5 protein-coding genes are annotated in these 25,238 nt (G+C 69.3%); 2 read left to right on the top strand and 3 right to left on the bottom strand.

Annotation, left to right across the window (positions count from 1 at the left end; translation table 11 throughout):
* Positions 1-111: 111 nt before the first annotated feature.
* Positions 112-522, top strand: a complete 411-nt coding sequence (locus OG326_RS19500; RefSeq protein ID WP_327146075.1) for a VOC family protein — start codon at positions 112-114, stop codon at positions 520-522.
* Between the two features lie 31 nt (positions 523-553).
* The gene (locus OG326_RS19495; RefSeq protein WP_327146074.1) at positions 554-1,018 is read left to right on the top strand and encodes a nitroreductase family deazaflavin-dependent oxidoreductase; all 465 of its coding nucleotides are present in this window, start codon (positions 554-556) and stop codon (positions 1,016-1,018) included.
* A gap of 18 nt (positions 1,019-1,036) precedes the next feature.
* Here OG326_RS19495 and OG326_RS19490 read toward each other — a convergent pair whose 3' ends face one another.
* The 3 genes from OG326_RS19490 to OG326_RS19480 form a co-directional block, all read right to left on the bottom strand.
* Entirely contained in the window at positions 1,037-1,633 is a 597-nt protein-coding gene (locus OG326_RS19490) for a fasciclin domain-containing protein (protein WP_327146073.1), read from the bottom strand.
* 95 nt (positions 1,634-1,728) lie between these two features.
* Positions 1,729-1,953, bottom strand: coding sequence for an MbtH family protein (locus OG326_RS19485; protein WP_327146072.1), 225 nt, complete (start codon positions 1,951-1,953; stop codon positions 1,729-1,731).
* Positions 1,950-25,127, bottom strand: coding sequence for a non-ribosomal peptide synthase/polyketide synthase (locus OG326_RS19480; protein WP_327146071.1), 23,178 nt, complete (start codon positions 25,125-25,127; stop codon positions 1,950-1,952). The genes OG326_RS19485 and OG326_RS19480 overlap by 4 nt, the downstream gene beginning before the upstream one ends.
* Between the last annotated feature and the right edge of the window lie 111 nt (positions 25,128-25,238).

Below are 25,238 nucleotides of genomic sequence, written 5' to 3'. Positions count from 1 at the left end.
TCTCGAGGCCTGCGCCCACTGTGGTCTAGGGCGGCGCGAGCACGCCCGGACACGGGAACCGATCAGGAATCGAGAAGCCCCCGGTGGTGGGGCGAGATTAGCGTTTCGGGAATGGATATCACCATTCATTCGAGCTTTCTGCCGCATGATGACGCGGAGGCAGCGCTGGCTTTCTATCGCGATGCCCTGGGTTTCGAACTTCGCAAGGATGTCGGCTACAACGGGCTCCGATGGTTGACGGTGGGGCCGGTCAGTCAGCCCGGAACCTCCATTGTTCTGCATCCTCCGGCTGCCGATCCCGGTATCACCGAGGAGGAGCGGCGCACCATTGTCGAGATGATGGCCAAGGGGACCTATGCCAGCCTGCTGCTGGCGACCGAGGATCTCGATGGCACCTTCGAGCGGGTACAGGCCACCGATGCCGAGGTGGTGCAGGAGCCGACCGATCAGCCGTACGGGGTCCGGGACTGCGCGTTCCGGGATCCGGCGGGAAATATGGTGCGCATTCAACAGGTCCGCTGAGAAAACGTCCGCCGAGTAAACGGAGGTAGAAATGGCACAGGAAAAGCAGGCGGGCAAGCGCCCGGCCGGAACGCCGGGAGCATTCTCCCGATGGATGCAGCAGAAGATGAACGGCCGGATGAATCGGAAGATCCGGAACGGTCACGGCACCTTCATGGGCATGGATGTGCTGATTCTCCATACGGTGGGCCGCCGGAGCGGGCAGCCGCGGCAGTCACCGCTGGCGTGGTTCGCCGACGGTGAGAACGCACGGCTGCTCATCGGATCGGGCGGCGGCAGCCGGAATCCGGGCTGGTACGCCAATATGCTGGCGCACCCCGATCAGGTCGAGATCGAACTCCCGGGTCGCGAAGCCGAACCTGTTGTCCCGCAACAGCTGCAGGGCGCCGAGCGCTACGAGGCGTGGCAGCGCATCGCCGCCGCCCAGCCTCGTATCGCCAAGTACCAGAGCAAGTCCGAGCGCCAGTACCCGGTGGTCCGGCTCAGCCCGCGCTGACTCACACCGCGCGCACCGTCACACCGAGGTGCGCGTGAGCACCCGGTCGATCAGATAGACGGTGGCCGTGGCGGTGCGGAAGCCGCCACAGATCACCTTCGCATCGTCCACATCGATGCCGTCGGCCGATCGGGTCACGGTGACCTCTCCTCCGTCGGCCGCCAGATACCGCCCGCCTATCCGATCCGGCGGAAGATCGACCGGAACCAGATGGTGCGCAATAATTTTCAGCAGCTCCGAGGCGTCGCTGCGCATGCGATGAACGGTCTTCTCGTCGAGATTGTCGAGGGCGGATTCCTCCGGCACGAAGACGGTGAACCGCTGCGGCGCAGTCGAACCCGGCGCTTGCGCCCGCAGTCCGGCATCCTTCGCGGCGGACAGCATGACCGCCTCCAGCATCGGATTGTCCGGGTACGAGGCGGCGGAATCACATCCGGGACCGGTCAGTTCGGCGGGCCGTTCGATGTGCTGCGGTGCGGCCGGAAGCGGAGCTGGGGCGGCTAGGCCGATCGGGTCGGCGCCGCTGGTGAGTTGTTCGGGAGAACAGCCCAGCGGACCCACTGCCGTCACTGCCAGCAGGAGCGCCGCGGCGCTCGAGCATCGCCTCAATGTCATTGTCCCCATATCGTTTCCGTAATCCGACCGAACCAGGCCCCGGACTGCCGGGGCCTGGTTCACAGCACTTCTTCAGGACCGAACGCGGGCCTTCCTCAGGACTGAGCGTCCGCTGCCATGGCGGCGACCAGGCTGTGGGGACGCATATCGGTCCAGTGCTGCTCCACGTAGTCGAGGCATTCCTTGCGGCTACCCTCGTGGACCAGCTGCCAGCCGTCGGGCACCGCCGCGAAATCCGGCCACAGCGAATGCTGCCCCTCGGCATTGACGAGCACCGCGAATCGGCCCTCCTCGTTGTCGAACGGGTTGGTGTCGCTCATTCGATGTCCCTTCCTGTTCCGGTATTCGTACTCGATGACGACCAGCGCCGGTCGGCGGCGGCCTGAACGGAAAACCCTGTCCGGCATTCACCTTCGCTGAGGTGCTGCCGCAGCATCGGACCGATTTCGTCCAGCGCCCGCGGTGAACCCATATCGACGTGCGAGCAGCCGACGAAGTGCTCGGTGATCTCGCCGCGGACCACCCCGCGCCAGGGGCCCGCACCGGGTGTCGGCGGAGCCTGCCCGCCCGCGGGTGCCGGTGAATCCGGCTCTGTGGCAGTGAAATACACCAGATCACCGTCGTAACGGCGCGGACGGAACCGGTAGCCCATGCTGGTACCGGCCAGGTAACCGGTGTACAGCCGCTCCATATGGGCGGCCCCCAGCGCACCGAACGGTCCCTGGTGCTCGTGCAGCAATTCCGCCGCACGCTCGGCGGAGACGTTCTCCGCCGCCAGGCTCGAATCACCCAGCAGCGCCGCCAGCAGTTCACCGGCACTGGCGTCCGCGATCTCCGGTTCGTCGGCGAGGATGCGGCTGTCCAGCATGGCCAGCATCTGGACCTGCTCCCCCGCCGCTTCCAGCCTGGTCGCGATGTCATAGGCGATCAACCCGCCCAGCGACCAGCCCAGCAGGTGATACGGCCCGTGCGGCTGCACGGTCCGCATCTCGCGGATGTACCGCTGCGCCAGCTGCTCGACCGTGTCCAGACCGCAGTTGTCCTCGGTCAGGTGCGGCAGCTGCAAACCGTAGATCGGCCGCTCCGGTTCCAGGTGCGGCAGCAGTCCGGTGTAGCTCCAGGCCACACCACTGACCGAGTGCACGCAGAACAGCGGTGGCAGCGTGCCGTTCGGCCGAATCGGCAGCAGCGGACTCAGTGCCGCCTCGACCGCATCGTCATCACCGTCGGACGGCGCCTCGATCCGACCGGCGATACCGGACGGTGTGGGATCCAGGAACAGCGCCTGCATCGGCACATCGGCCCCGTGCTGATCCCGGATCACCGCGACCAGTCGCGTGGCCAGCAGCGAGGTGCCGCCCAGCTCGAAGAAATTATCGTCCGCGCCCACCGAGTCCAGACCGAGCACCTCGGCGAAGGCGGCGCACACCAGCACCTCGACGGGCGTGCCGGGCGCACGGAAGGTCGCCGCCGCGAGCAGCTCCGGCTCGGGCAGCGCCGTGCGATCCAGCTTCCCGGCCGGTGTCAGCGGCAGGGATTCCAGGACCGTAATCGACTGCGGCACCATGTATCCCGGCACACGACCGGCCACGTACCGCCGCAGCTCCTCGACGTTCACCGTGGCGCCGGACGCCGGCACGACGTAGGCGGCGAGAATCAGTGCACCGCTGGCCATCTCGTATCCGATGGTCGTCGCCGCGCTCACCTCGGCGCGGTCCGAGAGCGCGGCATTGATCTCGCCGAACTCGATGCGGAACCCGCGGATCTTCACCTGATCATCGCTGCGGCCGAGGTACTCCAGCTCTTGCCGGCCACTCGACATCACCCAGCGCACCAGATCACCCGTGCGGTACATGCGGTCACCGGGCGCCCCGAACGGACTCGCGATGAACCGCTCGGCGGTCAGCGCGGGACGGCGGTGATAGCCACGCGCCAGGGCGATTCCGGCGATATACAGCTCTCCCGGCACACCTGCCGGCACCGGACGCAGCCGCCCGTCGAGCACCATCAGCGCAAAGCCGCGCAGCGCTCCGCCGATGGTGACGGGCACGCCCGGCCGCAATCCCGCGCTGATGCTCGCGGCGACCGTGATCTCGGACGGACCGTACGCATTGAGCATGGTGCGACCCGGTACATCGGCACCGACCCAGCGCTGCACCAGCTCACCGCCGGTGCGGTCACCGCCGACCATGATCATTTCGAGTTCCCCGAGCCCCGCGGGTTCGACGGTGGCCAGCGCCGCCGGCGTCACGAACGCGTGCGTGATCCGCTCCGCGCGCAACAGGTCCCGCAGTTCGCCGCCGCCGAAGATCCCGGTATCGGCCAGCACCAGAGTCGCGGCACTGCCCAGAGCCAGCAGGATCTCCAGGATCGCGGCGTCGAAACTCGGTGACGCGAAATGCAATACCCGCGACCGCGTGGTGACCCCGCCGCGATGCGCGAGCTCCGCGGCGAAGTTGGCCAGACCGGCATGGGTGACGACAACACCCTTGGGCACACCGGTGGATCCCGAGGTGTAGATCAGGTACGCGGGATTGCCCAGCCGCGGTGCGCGAACGAGCTCGGCATCGGAAAGCGGTGCGCCCGAATAGAACCGGGTCTCCGCAGCGAAGGCCGGATCGTCGAGCACCAGCCACTGCGGCCCCACGGGCACATCCCCGCGGCACCGGGAGACCGTCAGCCCGATGCGCGCCCGCGAATCGCTGACCATGTGCTCCTTGCGCTGCGCGGGATAGGACGGATCGACGGGCACGAACGCCGCTCCGGTCTTGAGCACCGCGAACATGGCCCGCACCGATTCGACCGAGCGCGGAATACCGAGCGCCACATACGATTCCGGTCCGACCCCGCGCGCCAGCAGCGCTCGCGCCAGCCGGTTGGTGGATCGATCCAGCTGGTCGTAGCTCATCTGAATCTCCCGGTCGCACACCGCGACCGTGCCCGGCGCCCGGGCGACGGCGGCGGCGAATACCTCCGGGAAGGTGGCGGTGGTGACCGATGCGGATCCCCGGACCGGAGCCAGCGTGCGCATCTCCTGCGCATCCAGCAGGTCCAGATCCCCCACCGCGGTGGCGGGATCACCGATCGCGGCGGTGAGCAACCGGACGAACCGGTGGCACAGCACTTCCGCGCTGGCGGCATCGAACAGATCGGTGGCATAGGTGACACACAGATCGATACCGTCCGGAGCGCCGTGCGCGGTCTGCGATTCGGTGAGCGTGAACTGCAGATCGAACTTGGCCACCTCGAACGCCGCGTCCTCGGCGATCGCGGTCACCTCGGCCAGCTGCGGCAGGCCCGGCACCACATTGTGCACCGAGAGCATGACCTGGAACAGCGGATGATGCGCGGCCGAGCGGGCCGGATCCAGCGCCTCCACCAGCCGCTCGAACGGAATATCGGCGTGCGCGAACGCATCCAGATCCGTTTCCCGCACGGTGTCGAGCAGTTCCGCGAAGGTATCGCCGGGAGCGACGGACGTCCGCAGCACCAGCGTGCCGACGAACATGCCGACCAGCAGATCAAGCTGCGGATCCACCCGGCCGCCGATCGGCGTGCCCACCACCACGTCGTCGGTGCTGCCGAGCCGGCCCAGCAGGACCGCCAGCACCGCGTGCAGCACCATGAACACACTCACACCGTGCCAGCGCGCCAATTCGGTGAGCTCGTCGTGCAATTCGGCGTCGATACGAGCGAACACCGACGCACCACGCTGGGACGGGACCGCGGGGCGCGGCCGATCCATGGGCAGTGTGAGGCAGTCCGGCGTCCCGGCCAGCTTGCTCGTCCAGTACTCGAGCTGACGCGCGGCCGGGCTCTCGGGATCGTCCTCACTGCCGAGCACCGCGTGCTGCCACAGACTGAAATCGGCGTATTGCACCGGCAGCGCGAACCATTCGGGTTCCCGCTGCGCCCGCCGCGCCGCATAGGCCGCGGCCAGATCCGCCGCGAGCGGTCCCGCCGAGGCGCCGTCGGCGACGATGTGGTGCATGACGAGCACCAGCAGGTGCTCGTCCGCCGCGAGCTGCAGCAGTGCGGCACGCACCGGAAGCTGCTGTGTCACATCGAATCCCGCCGTGATGAACGACCGGATGAACTCCGGCGCCGCGGCGGCGGCGAGCTCGTGCAGCGGTACGTCGAGCGCCGGATCGGCGACGGGCAGCACCACCTGGTGCGGCCCCTCCGCATCCGCCGGGAACACCGTGTGCAGCACCTCGTGGCGTGCCACCACGTCCGCGACCGCCCGCCGCAGCGCCTCGACATCCAGTGCGCCGCGCAGCCGCAGCACCAGCGGGATGTTGTACGCACCCGAGGCGGTATCGAACCGATTCAGCAGCCAGAGCCGCTGCTGCGCCGGAGACAGCGGAATGCGTGCGGGCCGGGGGCGGGACACCAGCGCGGGCCGGTCCCCGCCGCCGGCGGACAGCATCCGATCGAGCATGGCGCCGAGCTTCTCCGGCGTCGGGTGCTCGAATACCGCCCGCACCTCCAGCCGGCAGCCGGAAGCGGCGGCGATCCGCGCCACCAGCTGGGTTGCCGACAGCGAGTTGCCACCGAGATCGAAGAAACTGTGGTCCGCGCAGACGCTGTCGTGGCCGACCACCTCGGCCATGGCCTTGGCCACCAGTACCTCGCCGGGCGTGCGCGGGGCACGACCGGTATCGCTGACGGTCCAATCCGGTTCCGGCAGCGCACGGCGATCCAGTTTCCCGTTGGGCGAGAGCGGGATCGAGTCCAGCATCAGGAAGGCCGACGGCACCATATGCGCCGGAAGCTGCTGGGCGGCAAGGTCGTGCAGTTCGCGCGCCTGCAGATCGCCGCCCTCCAGCGCGACGACGTAGCAGACGATATGCGCCCGGCCGCCGTCGTCCTTGCGAACCTCGGTGTGCGCGAACCGAACTCCCGCGCACCCCGCGACCACAGCGGAGATCTCGCCCAGTTCGATACGGAAACCGCGCACCTTGACCTGGTCGTCGGCACGGCCCGCGAAGACCAGCTCACCCTCGGCGTTCCACCGCACCAGATCCCCGGTGCGGTACATCCGCTCGCCCTTACCGCCGAACGGATTGGCCACGAACCGTTCCGACGTCAGCTCCGGACGCCGGTGGTAGCCCTGCGCCAGGCCGATTCCGCCGACATAGAGTTCGCCCACCACACCCGGCGGCACCGGGCACAGCCGCGCGTCCAGCACCACCGTGCTCACACCGCGCATCGGGCGCCCGAGCACGATCGGCCGCTCCGGATGCATGGGCTCGGAGAAGGTGGTGGCAATGGTCGCCTCGGACGGGCCGTACCCGTTCGACATATCGCGGCCACGGCCCCACTGCTCCACCAGTTCCCGGTCGAACGCCTCACCGCCGACGATCAGCGTGTGCAGGCGCGGCAGCGGCCAGCGGTCCGCATCGATGCTGGCCAGCGCGGCGGGAGTGATGACGACGTGGGTGACCGCGTTCGCCTCGATCAATTCCGCCAGCGGATCGCCGCCGTAGACGTCGATCGGGACGATCACCATGGTGGTGCCCGCGGACCAGGCCAGCAGCAATTCGAGCACCGCCACATCGAAGCTCGGTGAGGCCAGATGCAGTGTCCGCGCGGACGGCTCGACATCGAACCGGACCCGTTGCACCTCGGCGCAGTTGAACACACCGCGATGGGTGACGGCCACACCCTTGGGCAGACCGGTGGATCCGGAGGTGTAGATCAGATAGGCGATATCGTCGATGCGCGGCGCGCGCCGCAGCTCACCGGCGTCCAACGGTGCGGCGGACATTTCCGCGGCCTCGTCGACCAGCATCCACTCGATGCCGAGATCGCCGGGAAGCGCGGCGCGGTCGGTGGTGCAGGTGAGTCCGAAACGCACCGCCGAATCGGTGAGCATATGCCGGATCCGGTCCATCGGATGACGCACATCGACGGGCAGGAACGCCGCGCCGGTCTTGGCGATGGCCAGCGAACCCGCCACCGATTCCAGCGACCGAGCCAGGCCCAGTGCGACCACATCGCCGGGTCCGACACCACGCGTGATCAGCGTGCGCGCCAGGCGATTCGTCCAGGCGTCGAGCTCACCGTAGGTCAGCGTCCGCTCCGCCGTGACGAGGGCGGGATGATCGGCTCGCACTGCCCGATCGAACAGTTCGGGCAGCGTGATGGGCTCCGCGGCCCGGGCCCCGTGCGCCGGAGCCAGCACCGAACGCTCCCACGCGGACAGCACATCCGCGTCACCGACCGCGACCTCCGGCCGGGCCAGCACCGCCGCCAGCAGCCGGACGAACCGGCGGCTCATCCGGTCCGCGGTGGCGGTATCGAACAGATCGGTGGCATAGGACAGCGACATCTCGATGCCGTCCGGATCACCGTGCGCGGTAAAGGCTTCGGTGAAGGTGAATTGCAGATCGCACTTGGCCAGGCCCGGATCGACCGGGAAGCCGGTCACCGCGACGTCCGGCAGGCGCACCGTGGGCACACCCATATTGGTGAGCGACAGACTCACCTGGAACAGCGGGTGATGTGCGGTCGAGCGCACCGGATTGAGCACCTCGACCAGTCGCTCGAACGGCAGATCGGCGTGCGCGAAGGCATCGAGATCGGTATCGCGCACCGAGGCCAGCACCTGCGCGAAACTGGCCGCACCGTCGATCCTGGTGCGCAGCACCAGGGTTCCGACGAACATGCCGATGAGATCGTCGAGCGCCGCGTCGCCGCGCCCGGCGACCGCGGTGCCGATGGCGATATCGCCGCTGCCGCTGGTGCGGGCGATGAGCACCGCCAGTACCGCGTGCAGCACCATGAAGACGCTGACGTCGTTCGACTGCGCCGAATGCGCCAGGCGGGCATGCAGTTCCGCGTCGATGCGCACCGAGGTCGAGGCGCCGCGATGGGAGGCCACCACCGGCCGGGGCCGATCGACGGGCAGTTCCAGGCATTCCGGCAGATCCGCCAGGCGCTCGGTCCAGTACTGCAGCTGCCGCGTGGTCAGACTCTCCGGATCGTCCTCGCTGCCGAGCAGTTCCCGTTGCCACACACTGAAATCCGCGTACTGCACCGGCAGCGCCGGCCATGCGGGCGCGGCGCCGGAGCAGCGCGCCTCGTAGGCCGCCACCAGATTTCCGGCCAGCGGCGTGAGCGACCAGCCGTCGGCGGCGATGTGATGGATCACCACGACGAGGACGTGCTCGTCCGGGCCGACGCGCAGCAGGGCCGCGCGGATCGGGATCTCGGCCGCGAGGTCGAATCCCGCCTGCGCCAGCTCGAACGCATCGGTGATCACCGTGCTCGGGCTGGAGACGATGCGCACGAACGGCACCACCGCCGCCGCCTCCGGCACCACCACCTGATGCGGACCCTGCCCGTCCTCGGGGAACACCGTGCGCAGCACCTCGTGGCGCGCAACCACATCCGACACGGCCTGCTGCAGCGCCGCCGCGTCCAGGCGGCCGGTCAGGCGCAGGCCCACCGGAATGTTGTAGGCCGCCGAACCCGGATCGAAACGGCTCAGGAACCACAGTCGCTGCTGTGCCAGCGACAGCGGCACCCGTTCGGGTCGCTGACCCGCCATCAGAACCGGACGCCCGGCGGACGCCTCGCCCATCGAATCATCGAGCAGCAGCGCCAGTCCGGCGGGTGTCGGATGTTCGAAGACCGCGCGCACCGCCAGCCGCTGTCCGGAGGCGGCAGTGATACGCGCGACCAGCTGCGTCGCGGAGAGCGAATTGCCGCCCAGTTCGAAGAATCCGTGATCGGCGCAGACCTGGTCGTGACCGAGGACCTCGGCCATGACCTGTGCCACCAGCTTCTCATTGGGCGTGCGCGGGGCCCGTCCGCCTTCGACCGTCGCCCAGGCCGGTTCCGGCAGGGCGCGGCGATCGAGTTTTCCGGTGGGCGACAACGGAATCGAGACCAGTGGCACGAACATGGCGGGGACCATGTGCGCGGGCAGGCGCTCGGCCGCGATATCGCGCAGCTGCGCGGCATCCACCGTGTGCCCGTCCTCCGGGACGACATAGCAGACGATGGCCGGGCGACCCGCGGCATCATCACGGATCTCGGTGTGGGCGAAGCGAATCGATTCGGCGTCGACCACCACGGCGCTGATCTCGCCGAGCTCGATCCGGAAGCCGCGGATCTTCACCTGATCATCACTGCGGCCGACGAAGTCCAGCTCCCCGGACTGCGTCCAGCGCACCACATCACCGGTGCGGTACATCCGCGCGCCCGGCAGGGTCGCGAACGGATTCGAGACGAAGCGGCCGGCGGTCAGACCGGGCCGCCGGTGATACCCGCGTGCCAGACCGTCGCCGCCGATGTAGAGATCACCGGCCACACCCGGCGGCACCGGGCGCAGTCGCTCATCGAGCACGACCATCCCGGTGCCGCGAATCGGACGGCCGAGCACCACCGCGTCATCGGCCGCCAGCGGGTTCGAAATGGCGCTCATAATGGTGGTTTCGGTCGGCCCGTAGCCGATGTACAGGTGCCGGTCCGGGGCCCAGCGGGCCACCAGATCCGCACCCACCGCTTCACCGCCCACCGACAGGTGCTGCAGCGCGGGCAGGGGCCAGCGGGTGATATCGATGCTCGCCAGCGCCGCCGGGGTGATGAAGGCGTGTGTCACCCGCTCCCGGTCCAGCAGCGCGGCCAGGTCGTCACCGCCGTACACCTCGGGCGAGGCGAGAACCAGGGCGCCGCCCGAGCACCAGGCCAGCAGCAGTTCCAGGATCGAGGCGTCGAAGCTCGGCGAGGCGAAATGCAGTGGGCGCGAATCGGAGTCCATGGCGTAGCGGGTGCGCTGTTCGACCGCGAACCCGGCCATACCGCGATGGGTGACCGCCACGCCCTTGGGCACACCGGTGGAACCGGAGGTGTAGATGATGTAGGCGAGGTCGTCGATCCCCAGCCAGCGCAGCCGATCGGAATCGCTGATCGGTGCGGCCGATTCGGTCTGCTCCAGTTCCGCCAGCGTGAGCCAGTTCAGGGCCTCGGGCAGCGCGCCGGAGTGAGCGGCCGTTGTAATGCCCAGTCGCGCACCGGAATCGGTGAGCATATGCGCGATCCGCTCGGCCGGATAGCGCACATCGACGGGGACGAAGGTGGCGCCGGTCTTGGTGACCGCCACCGTGGCGAGCACCGACTCCGGCGAGCGGGGCAGGCCGAGCGCGACGATATCGCCGGGTCCGACGCCGTGCGCGAGCAAGGCCCGCGCCACCCGGTTCGAGCGCTCGTCGAGTTCGCCGTAGGTCAGCGTGCCCGACTCCGATACCACCGCAATGGCATCGCGCGTCGCCGCGGCGGCATTGAACACCTCCGCCAGGGTCGCCGGTACCGGTCCGTTCACACCACGCGCGGGCGCGAGCTCGGAGCGCTCCGGGACCGACAGCAGGTCGATATCGCCGACCGCGGTGTGCGGACGGCCGCTGACTCCGGACAGCAGCCGGACGAAGCGGGCGCCGATGCGCTCGGCGGTTTCGGCCTCGAACATATCGGTCGCGTAGGTCACGCAGATATCGATGCCGTCCGGATCACCCTGTGCGGTATGCGATTCGGTGAAGGTGAACTGCAGATCGAATTTGGCGATCTCGAGTGCGATCTCCTCGATCGCCACCTCGACGTCATCGAGACGAGGCAGCGCCGGCAGCGCGTCGTGCACCGACAGCATGACCTGGAACAGCGGGTGATGCGCGGTGGTGCGCACCGGATCGAGGGCCTCCACCAGTCGCTCGAACGGAATATCGGCGTGCGCGAACGCATTCAGATCGTGATCGCGCACCTGGGCCAGCAGGCCGGAGAAGGAACCGGCACGATCGATCTCGGTGCGCAGCACCAGCGTGCCGGCGAACATACCGATCAGCGGGTGCAGGCGCGCATCGGCCCGGCCGGAGATCGGGGTGCCCACCGTCACGTCCGCGGTGCCCGTGATCCGGGCAAGCAGAACCGCCAGCACGGCGTGCAGCACCATGAACAGGCTGGCGTCATGGTCGCGGGCGAGCCGGGAGAGCGCGGCATGCGACGAACCGTCCAGACGGGTGAATACCGAAGCGCCGTGCTGTGATCGGACCGTGGGGCGCGGCCGGTCGGCAGGCAGTTCCAGACTGTCCGACTGCCCCTGCAGGCGTTCGGTCCAGTACCGCAGCTGCTGCGCGGCCACACTCGCGGAGTCCGCCTCGTCGCCCAGCAGCTCACGCTGCCAGACGCTGTAATCGGCGTACTGCACCGGCAATTCGGCCCATGCGGGCGCGGCGCCCTGTCGCCGTGCGGCATACGCGGCCGCCAGATCCGAGGCCAGCGGAGCGACGGAACCGCCGTCGGCGGCAATGTGGTGCACGACGACCGCGAGCACATGATCGTGTTCACCGGCGCGCAGCAACTCCGCGCGCAACGGCAGCGCCGTCGCCAGATCGAATCCCCTGGTGGCCAAGGCACACAGCCGTGCCGCGATATCCTCCGCGGCCACGTCGACGACAGGCAGCGTGAATTCGGCGGCAACCGGCACGATCACCTGGTGCGGGCCGTCCGCGTCCTGTGGGAACAGGGTGCGCAGCGCCTCGTGCCGCTCCACCACATCCCGCAGGGCCGCCGCCAGCGCCGCCGCATCGAGCGAACCGCGCAGGCGCAGGGCCACCGGGATGTTGTAGGCGCCCGAATCGGTGTCGAAACGGTTCAGGAACCACAGTCGCTGCTGTGCCGGGGAGAGCGGAACCCGGGCCGGTCGGCGGCCGCGGGTGAGTTGCGGCAGACCCGGATCGTCCTGTGCCAGCAGCTCGTCCACGACCCGCGCCAGCTGCTCGGGGGTCGGGTGTTCGAAGACGGCGCGCACGCCGAGCTGGCGACCGGTGGTGGCGGCCAGCTGCGCCACCAATCGGGTCGCCGAGAGCGAGGTGCCGCCCAGCTCGAAGAAATCGTGATCGGCGCAGACCTCGTCGCGGCCGACCACCTCGGCCATGGCGTTCGCCACCAGAATCTCACTGGGCGTGCCGGGCGCACGCCCGGCCGCCACCTCCCACTGCGGTTCCGGCAGCGCCCGGCGATCGAGCTTGCCACTGGGCGAGAGCGGGATATCCGCCAGCACCACGAGGGCGGTGGGCACCATGTATCCGGGCAGCCGGTCGGCGGCGAATGCGCGCAGCGCCTGCCGGTCGGGCTCCTGGTCGCCGGAGGCGACCACATAGCCGACAATGCGCGGCGTTCCGGCCTCATCGCGGCGGATCTCGGTGTGCGCGAAGCGGATTCCCTCGGCCTCCGAGAGCGCCGCACTGATCTCACCGAGTTCGATGCGGAAGCCGCGGATCTTCACCTGATCATCACTGCGGCCGACGAACACGAGTTCGCCGTCTGCAGTCCAGCGCACCACGTCACCGGTCCGGTACATGCGCTCACCCGGGACCGTGGCGAACGGATTCGCCACGAATCGCTCCGCGGTGAGCGCGGTCCGGCCCACATACCCACGGGCCAGACCCGCACCCGCCACATAGAGCTCACCCGCGACACCGACCGGTACTGGCCGCAGCCGGGTGTCCAGCACGGTCAGCGCGGCGCCGCGAATCGCACGGCCCAGCACCACGGGGCGGCCCGCGGTGAGCGCGTCCGACATGACCGGCGCCACAGTCGCTTCCGACGGACCGTAGGCATTGAACATGGCCCGGTCGACCGCCCAGCGGGCGACCAGATCAGCGCCGACCGCCTCGCCGCCGACCACCAGGCAGCGCAGTGCCGGCAGCGGGTGGGCGGTGATATCGATGCTCGCCAGCGCGGCCGGGGTGATGAAGGCGTGGGTGACGCCCGCACCCTCGAGCAGCGCCGCCAGCTCGTCGCCACCGTAGATCTCCGCCGAGGCGACCACCACGGTTGCGCCCGTGCACCAGGCCAGCAGCAGTTCGAGCACCGAGGCGTCGAAGCTGGGCGAGGCGAAATGCAGTGTGCGGCTGGTGGATTCCAATCCGTAGCGGGCGCGCTGCTCCAGTGCGAAGGCGGCGAGCCCGCGATGCGGTACCGCGACGCCCTTGGGCACGCCGGTGGAGCCGGAGGTGTAGATGACGTACGCGATATCGTCGACGGCCAGCGGGCGGATGCGATCGGAATCCAGCACTGCCGCAGCCGATTCCGCGTCGGACGCACCGTCCACCTGGAGCCACTGCACCGTCAGATCGGCGGGCAGCAGCGCGCGGTCCGTGGCAGTGGTCAGGCCCAGGCGCGCCCCGGAGTCGGTGAGCATATGCCGAATCCGGTCGGCCGGATGCCGCACGTCCACGGGCAGATAGGCCGCACCCGTCTTGGCGACGGCAACCGTCGCGACGACGGACTCCACCGACCGCGCCAGGCCCAGTGCGATGACCTCGCCCGGTCCCGCGCCCTGTGCGATCAGGGTGCGCGCCAGGCGATTCGACCACTCGTCGAGTTCGCCGTAGGTCAGCGAGCGGTGCTCCGCGACGAGCGCGACCTGCTCCGGATCGGCGGCCGCCGAGGCGAACAGCTCCGGCAGCGTGAGCACGATATCGGCGGCCGGACCGCGCACGGGTGAGAGCGCCCGCGCTTCCTCCGGAGCCAGCAGCTCCAGATCACCCACCGCCGCAGCGGGATCGGCGAGCGCTGCGGTCAGCGCCCGCACGAAGCGGTGGCTCAGGTCCACGGCCGTGGCGCGGTCGAACAGGTCGGTGGCATAGGTCAGGCACAGGTCCAGGCCGCCCGTGCCGCCACCCGCCTCCGGGACAGCGGTGAAGACGAATTGCAGATCGAACTTCGCCACCATCGAATCGACCGGCGCGGCAGTGATATCCAGACCGGCCAGCCGCAGTGCGGGCGCCTGGAAGTTGTCCAGCGACAGGCTCACCTGGAACAGCGGGTGATGTGCCGTGGAGCGCACCGGGTTCAGCGCCTCGACCAGCCGCTCGAACGGCAGATCCGCGTGGGCGAACGCCTCCAGGTCCGCTTCCCGCACCGTATGCAGCAGATCGGTGAAGGAGGCGCCGCCGTCGACCGGCGTGCGCAGCACCAGGGTGCCGACGAACGCACCGATCAGCGCATCGAGTTCGGGTTCCCCGCGACCCGCGATCGCGGTGCCGACGGAGATATCGGGGGTGCCCCCGAGCCGGGCCAGCAGCACCGCGAGTACGGCGTGCAGCACCATGAATTCACTGACGTCACGGCTGCGCGCCAGTTCCGTCAGCCGGCCGTGCAGGCCGGCGTCCACCCGGGTGCGCACCGAATCGCCGCGATGGGTGGCCACCGCCGGGCGCGGGCGATCGGCGGGCAGGTCGAGGCAGTCCGGCAGCGCGGCCAGGCGGGTGCGCCAGTACCGCAGCTGCTGAGCGGCCACACTCTCGGCATCGTCCTCGTCACCGAGCAGATCCTGGTGCCACACCGCGTAATCCGCGTACTGCACCGGCAGCGGCATCCACTCCGGCGCGAGTCCGGACCGGCGGGCGGCATAGGCCGTCATGAGGTCCGAGGCCAGCGGCGCGAGCGACCAGCCGTCCATGGCGATGTGGTGCACGACCATCGCCAGCGCGTATTCGGTCTTCCCGGTGCGCAGCAGTTCGACCCGCAGCGGGAGTTCGCGGGTGAGGTCGAAACCCTGTTCGGCGGCGACCTCGACATGCTGTTCGAGCTCCAGCGCGGAGGTCTCGAGTAGTGCCAGGGTGAGCGGCACCTCGGCGGCGGGAATGATCGCCTGGTACGGTCCCTGCCCGTCCTGCGGGTACAGGGTGCGCAGGATCTCGTGCCGCGCAATGACATCGACGAGTGCGGCACGCAGCGCCGCCTCATCCAGTGTGCCGCGCAGTCGCAGCGCCACCGGAATGTTGTAGGCGCCGGAGTCGGTGTCGAGCTGGTTCAGGAACCACAGTCGCCGCTGCACCGAGGTGAGCGGGACCCGGGACGGGCGGGCCAGGGAGCCCAGTCGCGGCCGGTCCGGGATCTCCTGTCCCGCAACCTGATCCAGCAGCCGCGCCAGACCCTCGGGGGTCGGGTGCTCGAAGACCTCGCGCACCGCGAGCCGATGTCCGCACGCGGCGGCGATCCGCGATACCAGCCCGGTGGCCGAGAGCGAGTTGCCGCCCAGATCGAAGAAGCTGTGATCGGCGCAGACCTGTTCGCGCCCGAGCAGGCGCGCCATTTCCCCGGCCACCAGCGCCTCGGCGGGAGTCGCCGGTTCGCGGCCCGCGATGCCGAGATCCCATACGGGTGCGGGCAGGGCACGCCTGTCCAGTTTGCCGCTGGGCGACAAGGGAATCGAATCGAGCGCGACCACCGCCGAGGGCACCATATGCGCGGGCAGCTTCGCCCCGACGTGGGCTCGCACCGTCTGCGCGTCCAGCTCGCGAGCATCCTCGGCGCGGACATAGCTCACGATGTGTGCGCGCCCGGCCTCATCGTGCCGGACCTCGGTGTGCGCGAAGCGAACTCCGTCGAGGGCCGCGACCACCGCGGTGATCTCCCCGAGTTCGATACGGAAGCCGCGCACCTTCACCTGGTCGTCACCACGGCCGAGGAAGACCAGCTCGCCCTCGGTCGTCCAGCGCACCAGATCGCCGGTGCGATACAACCGCTCACCCGCCGAACCGTACGGATCGGCAATGAACCGGGCCGCACTCAGACCGGGCTGCGCGAAGTAACCACGCGCCAGACCCGGGCCGCCGATGTAGAGCTCACCCGCGACGCCGACCGGGACCGGGCGCAACCGGCGATCCAGCACCGCCAGTCCGGCGCCTCGAATGGGACCGCCCAGCACGATCTGCTGCTGCGGCGCAAGGGCATTCGACATGGCGACGGCCACTGTCGCCTCGGAGGGACCGTAGGCATTGAACATCGCGCGGCCCGCTGCCCAGCGCTCGAGCAGTTCCGCGCCGACGGCCTCGCCGCCGACGATCAGTCCGCGCAGCGCGGGCAGCGTTCGCCCGCCCGCACCCAGGGTCGCCAGGGCGACCGGGGTGAGGAAGGCATGGCTGATGCGCTCACGTTCGAGCAGTTCCGCCAATTCCTCGCCGCCGTACAGGTGCGGCGGCGCCACCACCATGGTCGCGCCCGCGGACCAGGCCAGCAGCATTTCCAGCACCGAGGCGTCGAAGCTCGGCGAGGCGAAATGCAGGGTCCGGGAACCGGATACGACGCCGAACCGCTCGGCCATGGTGCGCGTGAAGTTGGCGAGACCGGTGTGGGTGACCGTCACGCCCTTCGGGGTGCCGGTCGATCCGGAGGTGTAGATGAGATAGGCGGTGTGCGAGAAACGCAGCGGCACAGTGCGATCGGCATCGGTCACCGCGGTGTCCGGCAGGCTCGCCAGCGGTGCGGTGATCTGCGGATCGTCGAGTACCAGCCAGGTGACGCCGTCGGAGGGCAGTTCGCCGCGCTGTGCGGCGACCGTGAGACCGAACCGCGCGCCGGAGTCAGCCAGCATGTGCTGCTTGCGCTGCAGCGGATAGGCCGGATCGACGGGCAGGAAGGCCGCGCCGGTCTTGGCGACCGCCACGGTGGCGCACACCGAATCGACGGAACGCGGAATGCCCAGTGCCACGATGGATTCCGGCCCCACACCGTGCCCGATGAGCAGGCGCGCCAGGCGATTCGAGCGCCGATCGAGTTCCGCGTAGGTCAGCTCGGAATCACCACAGCGCACCGCCACGGCGGCGGGGTCGATGGCGGCCGCGGCGGTGAAGATCTCCGCCAGTGTCGCCACGGGCGCCGAGTCCGGCCCGGATACCGGTGCCAGAGCGCGGATCTCGTCCGCCGTCAGCATCGGGAGCTCGCCGACGATCAGGGCGGGATCGGCGGCAGCGGCAGCCAGTACCCGGGTGAACTGCTCGGTGAAGCGCCGGGCGGTGGCCGCCGCGAACAGATCGGTCGCGTAGGTCAGCGCCAGATCGATGCCCGCCGGAGCGCCCTGAGCCGAATGCTGTTCGATGAGGGTGAATTCCAGGTCCCAGCGCGCCGCGCCGGTCTCCAGCGCCGAGGCGGTGGAGCGCAGTCCGGCCAGCTCGACCGCCGCGGGCACAGAGCTGTGCAGCGACAGCATGACCTGGAACAGCGGGTGATACGCCGAGGAGCGGACCGGTTCGAGCACCTCGACCAGGCGCTCGAACGGCAGCTCCGCGTGTGCGAAGGCATCCAGGTCGGTATCGCGCACCGCACGCAGCAGATCCGCGAAGGACGCGCCGGTGTCGACACTGGTGCGCAGTACCAGGGTGCCGACGAACATGCCGACGAGGCTGTCGAGCTGGGGGTCCACCCGGCCCGCGATCGGCGTGCCGACGGCTACATCATCGGTGGCCGCGAGCCGGGCAAGTACGGTCGCCAGCGCGGCGTGCAGCACCATGAACACACTCACGCCGGAGCGCTGCGCCACGGCGGTGAGCGCCGTGTGCAGGTGTGCGTCCAGATGCGTGCGCACCGTGGCGCCGCGGTGCGAGGCCACCACCGGACGGGGCCGGTCGGTCGGCAGCTCGAGGCATTCCGGCAGCTCCGCGAGGCGTTCGCGCCAGTACCCGAGCTGACGGGCCGCCGGGCTCTCCGGATCGTCCTCACTGCCCAGCAGAGTGCGTTGCCACACACTGAAATCCGCGTACTGCACCGGCAGTGCCGCCCACTGCGGCGCCCCGCCGGAGCGGCGCGCCTCGTATGCCGTCACCAGATCGGTGGCGAGCGGCGTCAAGGACCAGCCGTCCGCGGCGATGTGATGGATCGCCACGACGAGCACATGCTCCTCGGCGGTGAGCCGCAGCAGGCCCGCGCGAATCGGCGGCTGCACGGTGAGATCGAAACCGGTGCCGGCGAATTCGAGCGCATCGGTATCGGCGGTGTCCGGTCCGGACATGATGTGCGCGAAGGGCACCACCACATTCTGTTCCGGCAGCACCACCTGATGCGGACCGTCGGCGTCCTCCGGGAAGACCGTCCGCAGCACCTCGTGCCGGGCCACCACATCCGAGAGCGCCTGCTGCAGCGCCGCCGTGTCCAGCCGGCCCGACAGGCGCAGGCCGACCGCGATGTTGTAGGCGCCCGAATCGGTGTCGAAACGGTTGAGGAACCACAAACGCTGCTGTGCCAGGGACAAGGGGATGCGCTCCGGGCGCTCCCCCGCCGTCAGCAGCAGGCGCGCGCCGGAGGTTTCGGACTGCTCCAGCAGCGCCGCCAGTGTCCCCACGGTCGGCGCGTCGAACAGCGCCCGCACCTCGACCACGGTGTTCAATGCCAGCGCGAGCCGCGTCGCCACCTTGGTCGCCAGCAGCGAATTACCGCCCCGGGCGAAGAAGTCGTCGTCCAGGCCCACCCGCTCGGCCCCGAGCACCTCTTCGAAGACCGCGGCCACCGCGCGCTCGGCGCGCGAAACCGGTTGGCGGAAGCGGGCTACCGCGAAGACCGGCTCGGGCAGCGCCCGGCGATCCACCTTGCCGGTCGCCGTCATCGGCAGTTCGGGCAGCACCATGAGGGCGGCCGGAACCATATAGGCGGGCAGGGCGGCGGCCAGGCGAGTCCGCAGGACGTCCGGTTCGACGGTACGACCCGGCGCCGGGACCACGTAGGCCACCAGTTGATCGCCGCGCTGCGCATCGGCCCGCGCGACGACGACCGCCGTCTCGATATCGTCCTCGGCGAGCAGCGCGGCCTCGATATCGCCCAGCTCGACGCGGAAGCCGCGAATCTTCACCTGGAAGTCGGTGCGGCCGTGGTACTCCAGCTCACCGGTGGTCTTCCAGGACGCGAGATCACCTGTGCGGTACATGCGTTCGCCCGCGTCCACCGCGAACGGATCGGGGACGAACCGCTCGGCGGTCAGCACGCCGCGGCTGACGTAGCCGTGCGCCAACTGAATTCCCGCGAGGTACAGATCGCCGACAACACCCGGCGCGACCGGCCGCAGCCGGGTATCGAGTACGTAGACCCGGCTGTTCCATTCCGGGCGGCCGATCGGCACCGTCACGGTGTCCGCGGCGTCCACCCGGTGCGCGGTCACCGAGACCGCGGCCTCGGTGGGGCCGTACAGATTCCACAGCTGAATGCGCGGATTCGCGCGGCGGAAGCGCTGCGCTGTAGCGGCCGGCAGCGCCTCGCCGATGGCCAGGACCAGCCGGACCGTAGCGGGCAGCTCCGCCTGGCGTCCCGCCATGAGGGCGGTGAGCATGGACGGCACCAGGTGCAGCACCGAGACGCGGCGGTCCTCGATCAGCGCGGTCAGGTAGGACGGATCGCGATGACCGTCGGGGGTCGCGATGACGGTGCGGCCGCCGACGAGAACTGCCGAATAGAACTCCCAGACCGACAGATCGAAGGTGGCGGCGGTCTTCAACAGCACGGTGTCATCGCCGTCGAGACCGAAAGTCCGCTGCTTCCAAAGCAATTGGTTCACCACGGCGCGATGCGGCACCGCGACGCCCTTGGGACGGCCGGTGGAACCGGAGGTGAAGATGACATAGGCGGTGTGCTGCGGGCGCAGCGGAGTGCGCCGTTCGCCGTCCAGGACGGGGTACGGCGGCACCGCGGCCAGATCCAGCGCGTCGATCGCGACGATCGGCACACCCACCTCGGGCAGCCCGGCCGCGTCCGCGCGAGTGCTCAGCACACACTGCGGTGCGGCCGTATCGAGAATGTAGTGCAGGCGTTCGGCCGGTTGATCCGGATCGATCGGCACGTACGCGCCGCCGGCGACGGCGACCGCGTACATGCCCACCAGCAGCTCCGCCGAACGGCGCACGGCCAGCGCCACCCGCGCCTCCGGACCGACGCCCAGCGAGATCAGATGGCGGGCAAGACGATTGACCCGCTCGGAGAATTCCCGGTAGGTCAGCGTCAGCGGATCGGCCTCCGGCCCCGACTCGGCCACGAGTGCGACCGCCGACGGGGTGCGGGCGGCCTGTGCGGCGAAGAGCGAGGCCAGCGTCTGACGGGCATCGACCGCCTGGGCGGTCGCGTTCCAGCCGTGCAGGATTCGGGTGCGCTCGGTGTCGTCCAGCAGATCGAGATCGCCGATCACCCGATGCGGGCGGGCCGCGGCATCACCGAGCATCCGGGCGAATCTCGCGGCGAAGCCCTCGATCGTGTGCTCGTCGAAAAGGTCGGTGGCATATACGAAATGGCCGGTGATCCCGGCCGGCGCACCGGTGCTGTCGTAGTGGTCGGTGAGCACCAGCTGCAGATCGAACTGTGCCACACCGGTTTCGATCTCGGTGCCGGACACCGTCAGGCCGGGCAGTTCGACCGCGATCCGGCCCAGGTTCTGGAACGAGAGGCCGACCTGCACCAGCGGATGCCGGGCGGTGGAGCGCACCGGGTTGAGCTCCTCCACCAGGCGCTCGAAGGGCAGCTGCGCATGCGCGAAGGCAGCCAGATCGATCGCGCGCTGCCGGGTGAGCAGCGCGTGGAAGGATTCACCGAGTTCGGGCCGGGCCCGGAAGACGACGGTATTGACGAACATACCGATGAGCGCGTCGAGCTCCTGTTCACCGCGACCGGCGACCGGTGTGCCCACGGCGATGTCGAGACCTCCGGACAGGCGCGCCAGCAGCACCGCGAACGCCGAGTGCACCGCCATGAACAGGGTGGCGTCGGTCTCGCGGGCCAGCCGCATCAGATCGGCGTGCACGGCCGCATCCACCGCGACGTTCACCTTCGCGCCCTGGAAGGACTGCACCGCCGGACGCGGCCGATCGTAGGGCAGCGAGAGTTCGTCCGGCAGGTCCGCCAGTTCGGTGCGCCAGTAATTGAGCTGCGCCGCAGCGGAACTGGCCGGATCAGCGACGTCGCCGAGGGTCTCGGTCTGCCACAGGCTGTAGTCCACGTACTGCACCGGCAGGGGCGCCCACTGTGGGGTCTGCCCGGCCAGGCGGGCCGCGTATGCCGCCGAGAGATCGGCGAACAGGGGTGCGAGCGACCAGCCGTCGGCCGCGATGTGGTGAATGACGACCGCCAGCACGTGTTCCCGTGCCCCGGTGCGCAGCAGCTCCATGCGCAGTGCGGTCTCACGGGTCAGTTCGAAGCCACGGGCGGCGACGGCTCGCAGACGCTCCCCTAGCTCGGCCGCGGGCACTTCGAGCACCGGCAGCTCCGGAACGGCGGCCGCGGCATCCAGGATCACCTGGTGCGGACCGTCCTGGCTGTCCGGGAAGAGGGTGCGCAAAGGCTCGTGGCGGGCAAGCAGATCCGCGACCGCGCCGCGCAGGGCAGCGACATCGAGGTCGCCGTCCATGCGTACCGCGAACGGGATGTTGTAGGTGTAGGCGCGGTGGTCGAAGCGGTTGATGAACCACAACCGCTGCTGCGCCGGGGAGAGCGGAATGCGCGCCGGGCGCACCCGCGCGGCGAGCGCGGCGCGACCGGTCTCGGGCAGCAATGCCGACACCCGGGCCGCGAGACCCTCGACCGTCGTCTCCTCCAGCACCAGCCGGACCGGCACCGCGACACCGAGTTCCGCGCCGATGCGCGCCGATACCCGGGTCGCGTTCAAGGAGTTGCCACCGAGTGCGAAGAAGCCGTCGTCCAGGCCGATTCGCTCCACCTCGAGCACCTCGGCCAGCACCGCGGCCACCGTTCGCTGCGCCGCGGTGCCCGGGGCCCGATAGGCCACGGTCACCACCACCGGTTCCGGCAGGGCGCGACGATCCAGTTTGCCGTTGGCGGTCAGGGGAATCGCGTCGATGACCACGTAGGCCGCGGGCACCATGTACTCCGGCAGCCGGTCGGCCAACGCGCCGCGCAACGCCGGAATATCCAGTGCGGCAGCCGATTCGGTCACCACATACGCGACGATGCCGGCATCACCCGCATCGTCGTGCCGCACGATCACCGCGGCCTGCCGCACCAATTCCTGGGCCAGCAGCGCCGCCTCGATCTCGCCGAGTTCGATGCGGAAACCGCGCACCTTGACCTGATCGTCGGCGCGGCCCAGGTATTCCAATTCACCAGCGGCAGTCCAGCGTCCGAGATCGCCCGATCGGTACAGCCGGGTGCCGGGTTCGCCGAACGGGTTGGCCACGAATCGCGCGCCCGAGAGCGCGGGCTGCCCGAGGTAACCGCGCGCGAGCTGGGCGCCGGAGACATAGATCTCGCCGGCGACGCCGATGGGCGCCGGTCGCAATCGGCTGTCCAGCAGGAAGATTCCCAGACCCGGAATGGCCCGGCCGATACCACCGCCGCCGGAGGCCGCGGCCGCACGATCGAGTGCGCGCTGCGTGACATGGACGGTCGTCTCGGTAATGCCGTACATATTGACCAGGCGCGGTGCGTGGTCGTGATGGCGGCTGTACCAGTCCGCCAGCCGGCGCGGCTCCAGGGCCTCACCGCCGAAGATGATGTAGCGCAGCGCGAGCGGAGTCACGGCCGGATCGCGTTCCGCCTCGACGCGATCGGCCTCGACGAGCTGCGAGAAGGCGGACGGCGTCTGGTTGAGCACCGTCACCCGCTCCCGGCGCAGCAGCGCCAGGAACAGTTCGGGCGACCGCGAGGTCTCGTAATCGACGACGACCAGCGTGCCGCCGTACAGCAGCGGACCCCACAGTTCCCATACCGAGAAGTCGAAAGCATAGGAGTGGAACAGCGTCCACACATCACTCTGATCGAATCCGTAGGCGCGGTCGGTGTTTCCGAACAGGGTCGCGACATTCGCGTGCGGGATCTGCACGCCCTTGGGGCGGCCGGTGGATCCGGAGGTGTAGATGACGTAGGCGACATTGCCCGGCGTGAGCGTGCCCCGGCGCTCGGCCGCGGCGACAGGACTGCCGTCGGCGGCGGGGTCCACGGACTCCACGGCGATGATCGGCAGTCCGGCCGGCAGCGCCGAACGCAGCGCCGCGGAACTGATCGCGCACGCGGGCCCGGCGTCGGTGAGCATGTACGCGATGCGATCGGCCGGATAGTCCGGATCGATCGGGAGGTATCCGCCGCCGGCCTTGATCACCGCGAGCAGGGCGATCACCAGGTCCAGGGAGCGCGGCAGCGCCACCGCGACCAGCGTCTCCGGGCCCACGCCGTGCCGGATGAGTTCCCGGGCAAGACGATTGGCACGAGCGTCCAGCTCACGATAGGTGAGCGACACCCCGTCGCAGGTGACCGCGGTCGCACCGGCGTGCGCGGCGACCGTGGCATCGAACAGGTCGGCCAGCGTGTCCTCGGAGGGCAGCGATTCCGCGGGGGTCCGCGCCCAATCCCGCAGCACCAGTTCCTGCTCCGCCGGACCCATGACAGCCAGATCGGCGAGCACGGATTCGGGAGCGGTGCTCAGGAATTCGGTGAGGTAGTCCAGGAAGCGGCGATGATGCGCGCGCAGTTCGTCGGCGGTATAGCGCGCCGGATTGCCGATGAAGTCGACATGCAGCTCACCCGCGCCGGAGCCGTTGTAGATATTGACCGACAGGTCCTCCACCGGTCCGGTCGACAGCAGATGCATGGTCGCGGCCGCCCGGCCGAAACGAAGACCGTTGTGGAACAGCATGATGTTGACCACCGGGCCGAAGAAGCTGCGGTGCTCACCCGCCGCGCCGCGATCGCGCTGCATATCCTCGTGCCGGTAGCGCTGATGCCGCAGTGCGTCCCGAATGCTGGGGTCGACCCGGCCGACCAGATCCGCGACCGTGGTGTGCGCGGCGATATCGACGTGCAGCGGAACCACATTCGAGACATAGCCCGAGGACATACGCAGCTCGGGGGTGGTGCGGGCGGTCACCGGCAGGCTCAGCGTGACCTGCGTCCTGCCGGTCACGGCGGCGAGGTAGGCGGCCACACCGGCGGTCAGCAGAGCGGGGCGTGAGGCGCCGAATCGTTCACGTACCGCATCGAGTTCGGTGCGGCAGGTCGCAGGCAGCACGCCGCCTTCGATCCACCGCTCCGCACCCGCGGCGCCATAACGGTCGCTCAGGCTGAAGGTCGATCCGATGGCGTTCAACCGGCCGCGCCAGAAGCGGCGGTCCTCGGCGAAAGCCGCCGATTCGCGGTACGCGAGTTCGGATTCGTAGATGGAGTGCAGATCCTTGGCGGCCGACTGACTCGGCGCCGCACCGTCGGTGAGCGCGGTGTAGTGCTCGGCAATGCGCGCGACGAGCAGCATCGCCCCGTAGCCGTCGATGGCGATGTGGTGCATCTTGGCGTACCAGAGGTATTCGTCGTCACCGGTGCGCAGTACGGCGGACTCGAAGAGCCGATGGTCCAGCAGCGGAATCGACATCGCGGAATCGCGGCGCATCCAGGACATCGCGGCGGCGCGCGGGTCGTCGCAGGATCGGAAGTCGTGCCGGGCCATATCGATCGGTTCGTCCGGTCCCACCACCTGACGTGGGTTTCCTGCCACCTCGACGATACGCAACCGAGGGCTCTGCAAATCCCTAGCACATAAACGGGCGGCCTGTTCGAGGCGCGCCACATCAAAATCACCATGAATCTCGACGTACTGCGCGACCGTCAGCGGCTCATCTGGCGCAATGTGCTGCGCGTTCCATATGCCAATCTGTGCCTCTGACAAGGGAAAAGAGAATACCGTGTCCGATGCGTCACGACCTGCGGGCTCCGAGGCCAAGGCGGTCATCAAAACACTCCAATCTCCGATAGAAGAATCTGGACGATCCTGAACAATCACCGGGAAGACAGCAACATCACTGCAACTCCCAGAGAGTTAATCGCACAGACCAGACGGACG

It is taken from the genome of Nocardia sp. NBC_01327 (assembly GCF_035958815.1).
GTDB lineage: Bacteria > Actinomycetota > Actinomycetes > Mycobacteriales > Mycobacteriaceae > Nocardia.
This window is presented reverse-complemented; position numbering and strand designations above follow the sequence as displayed.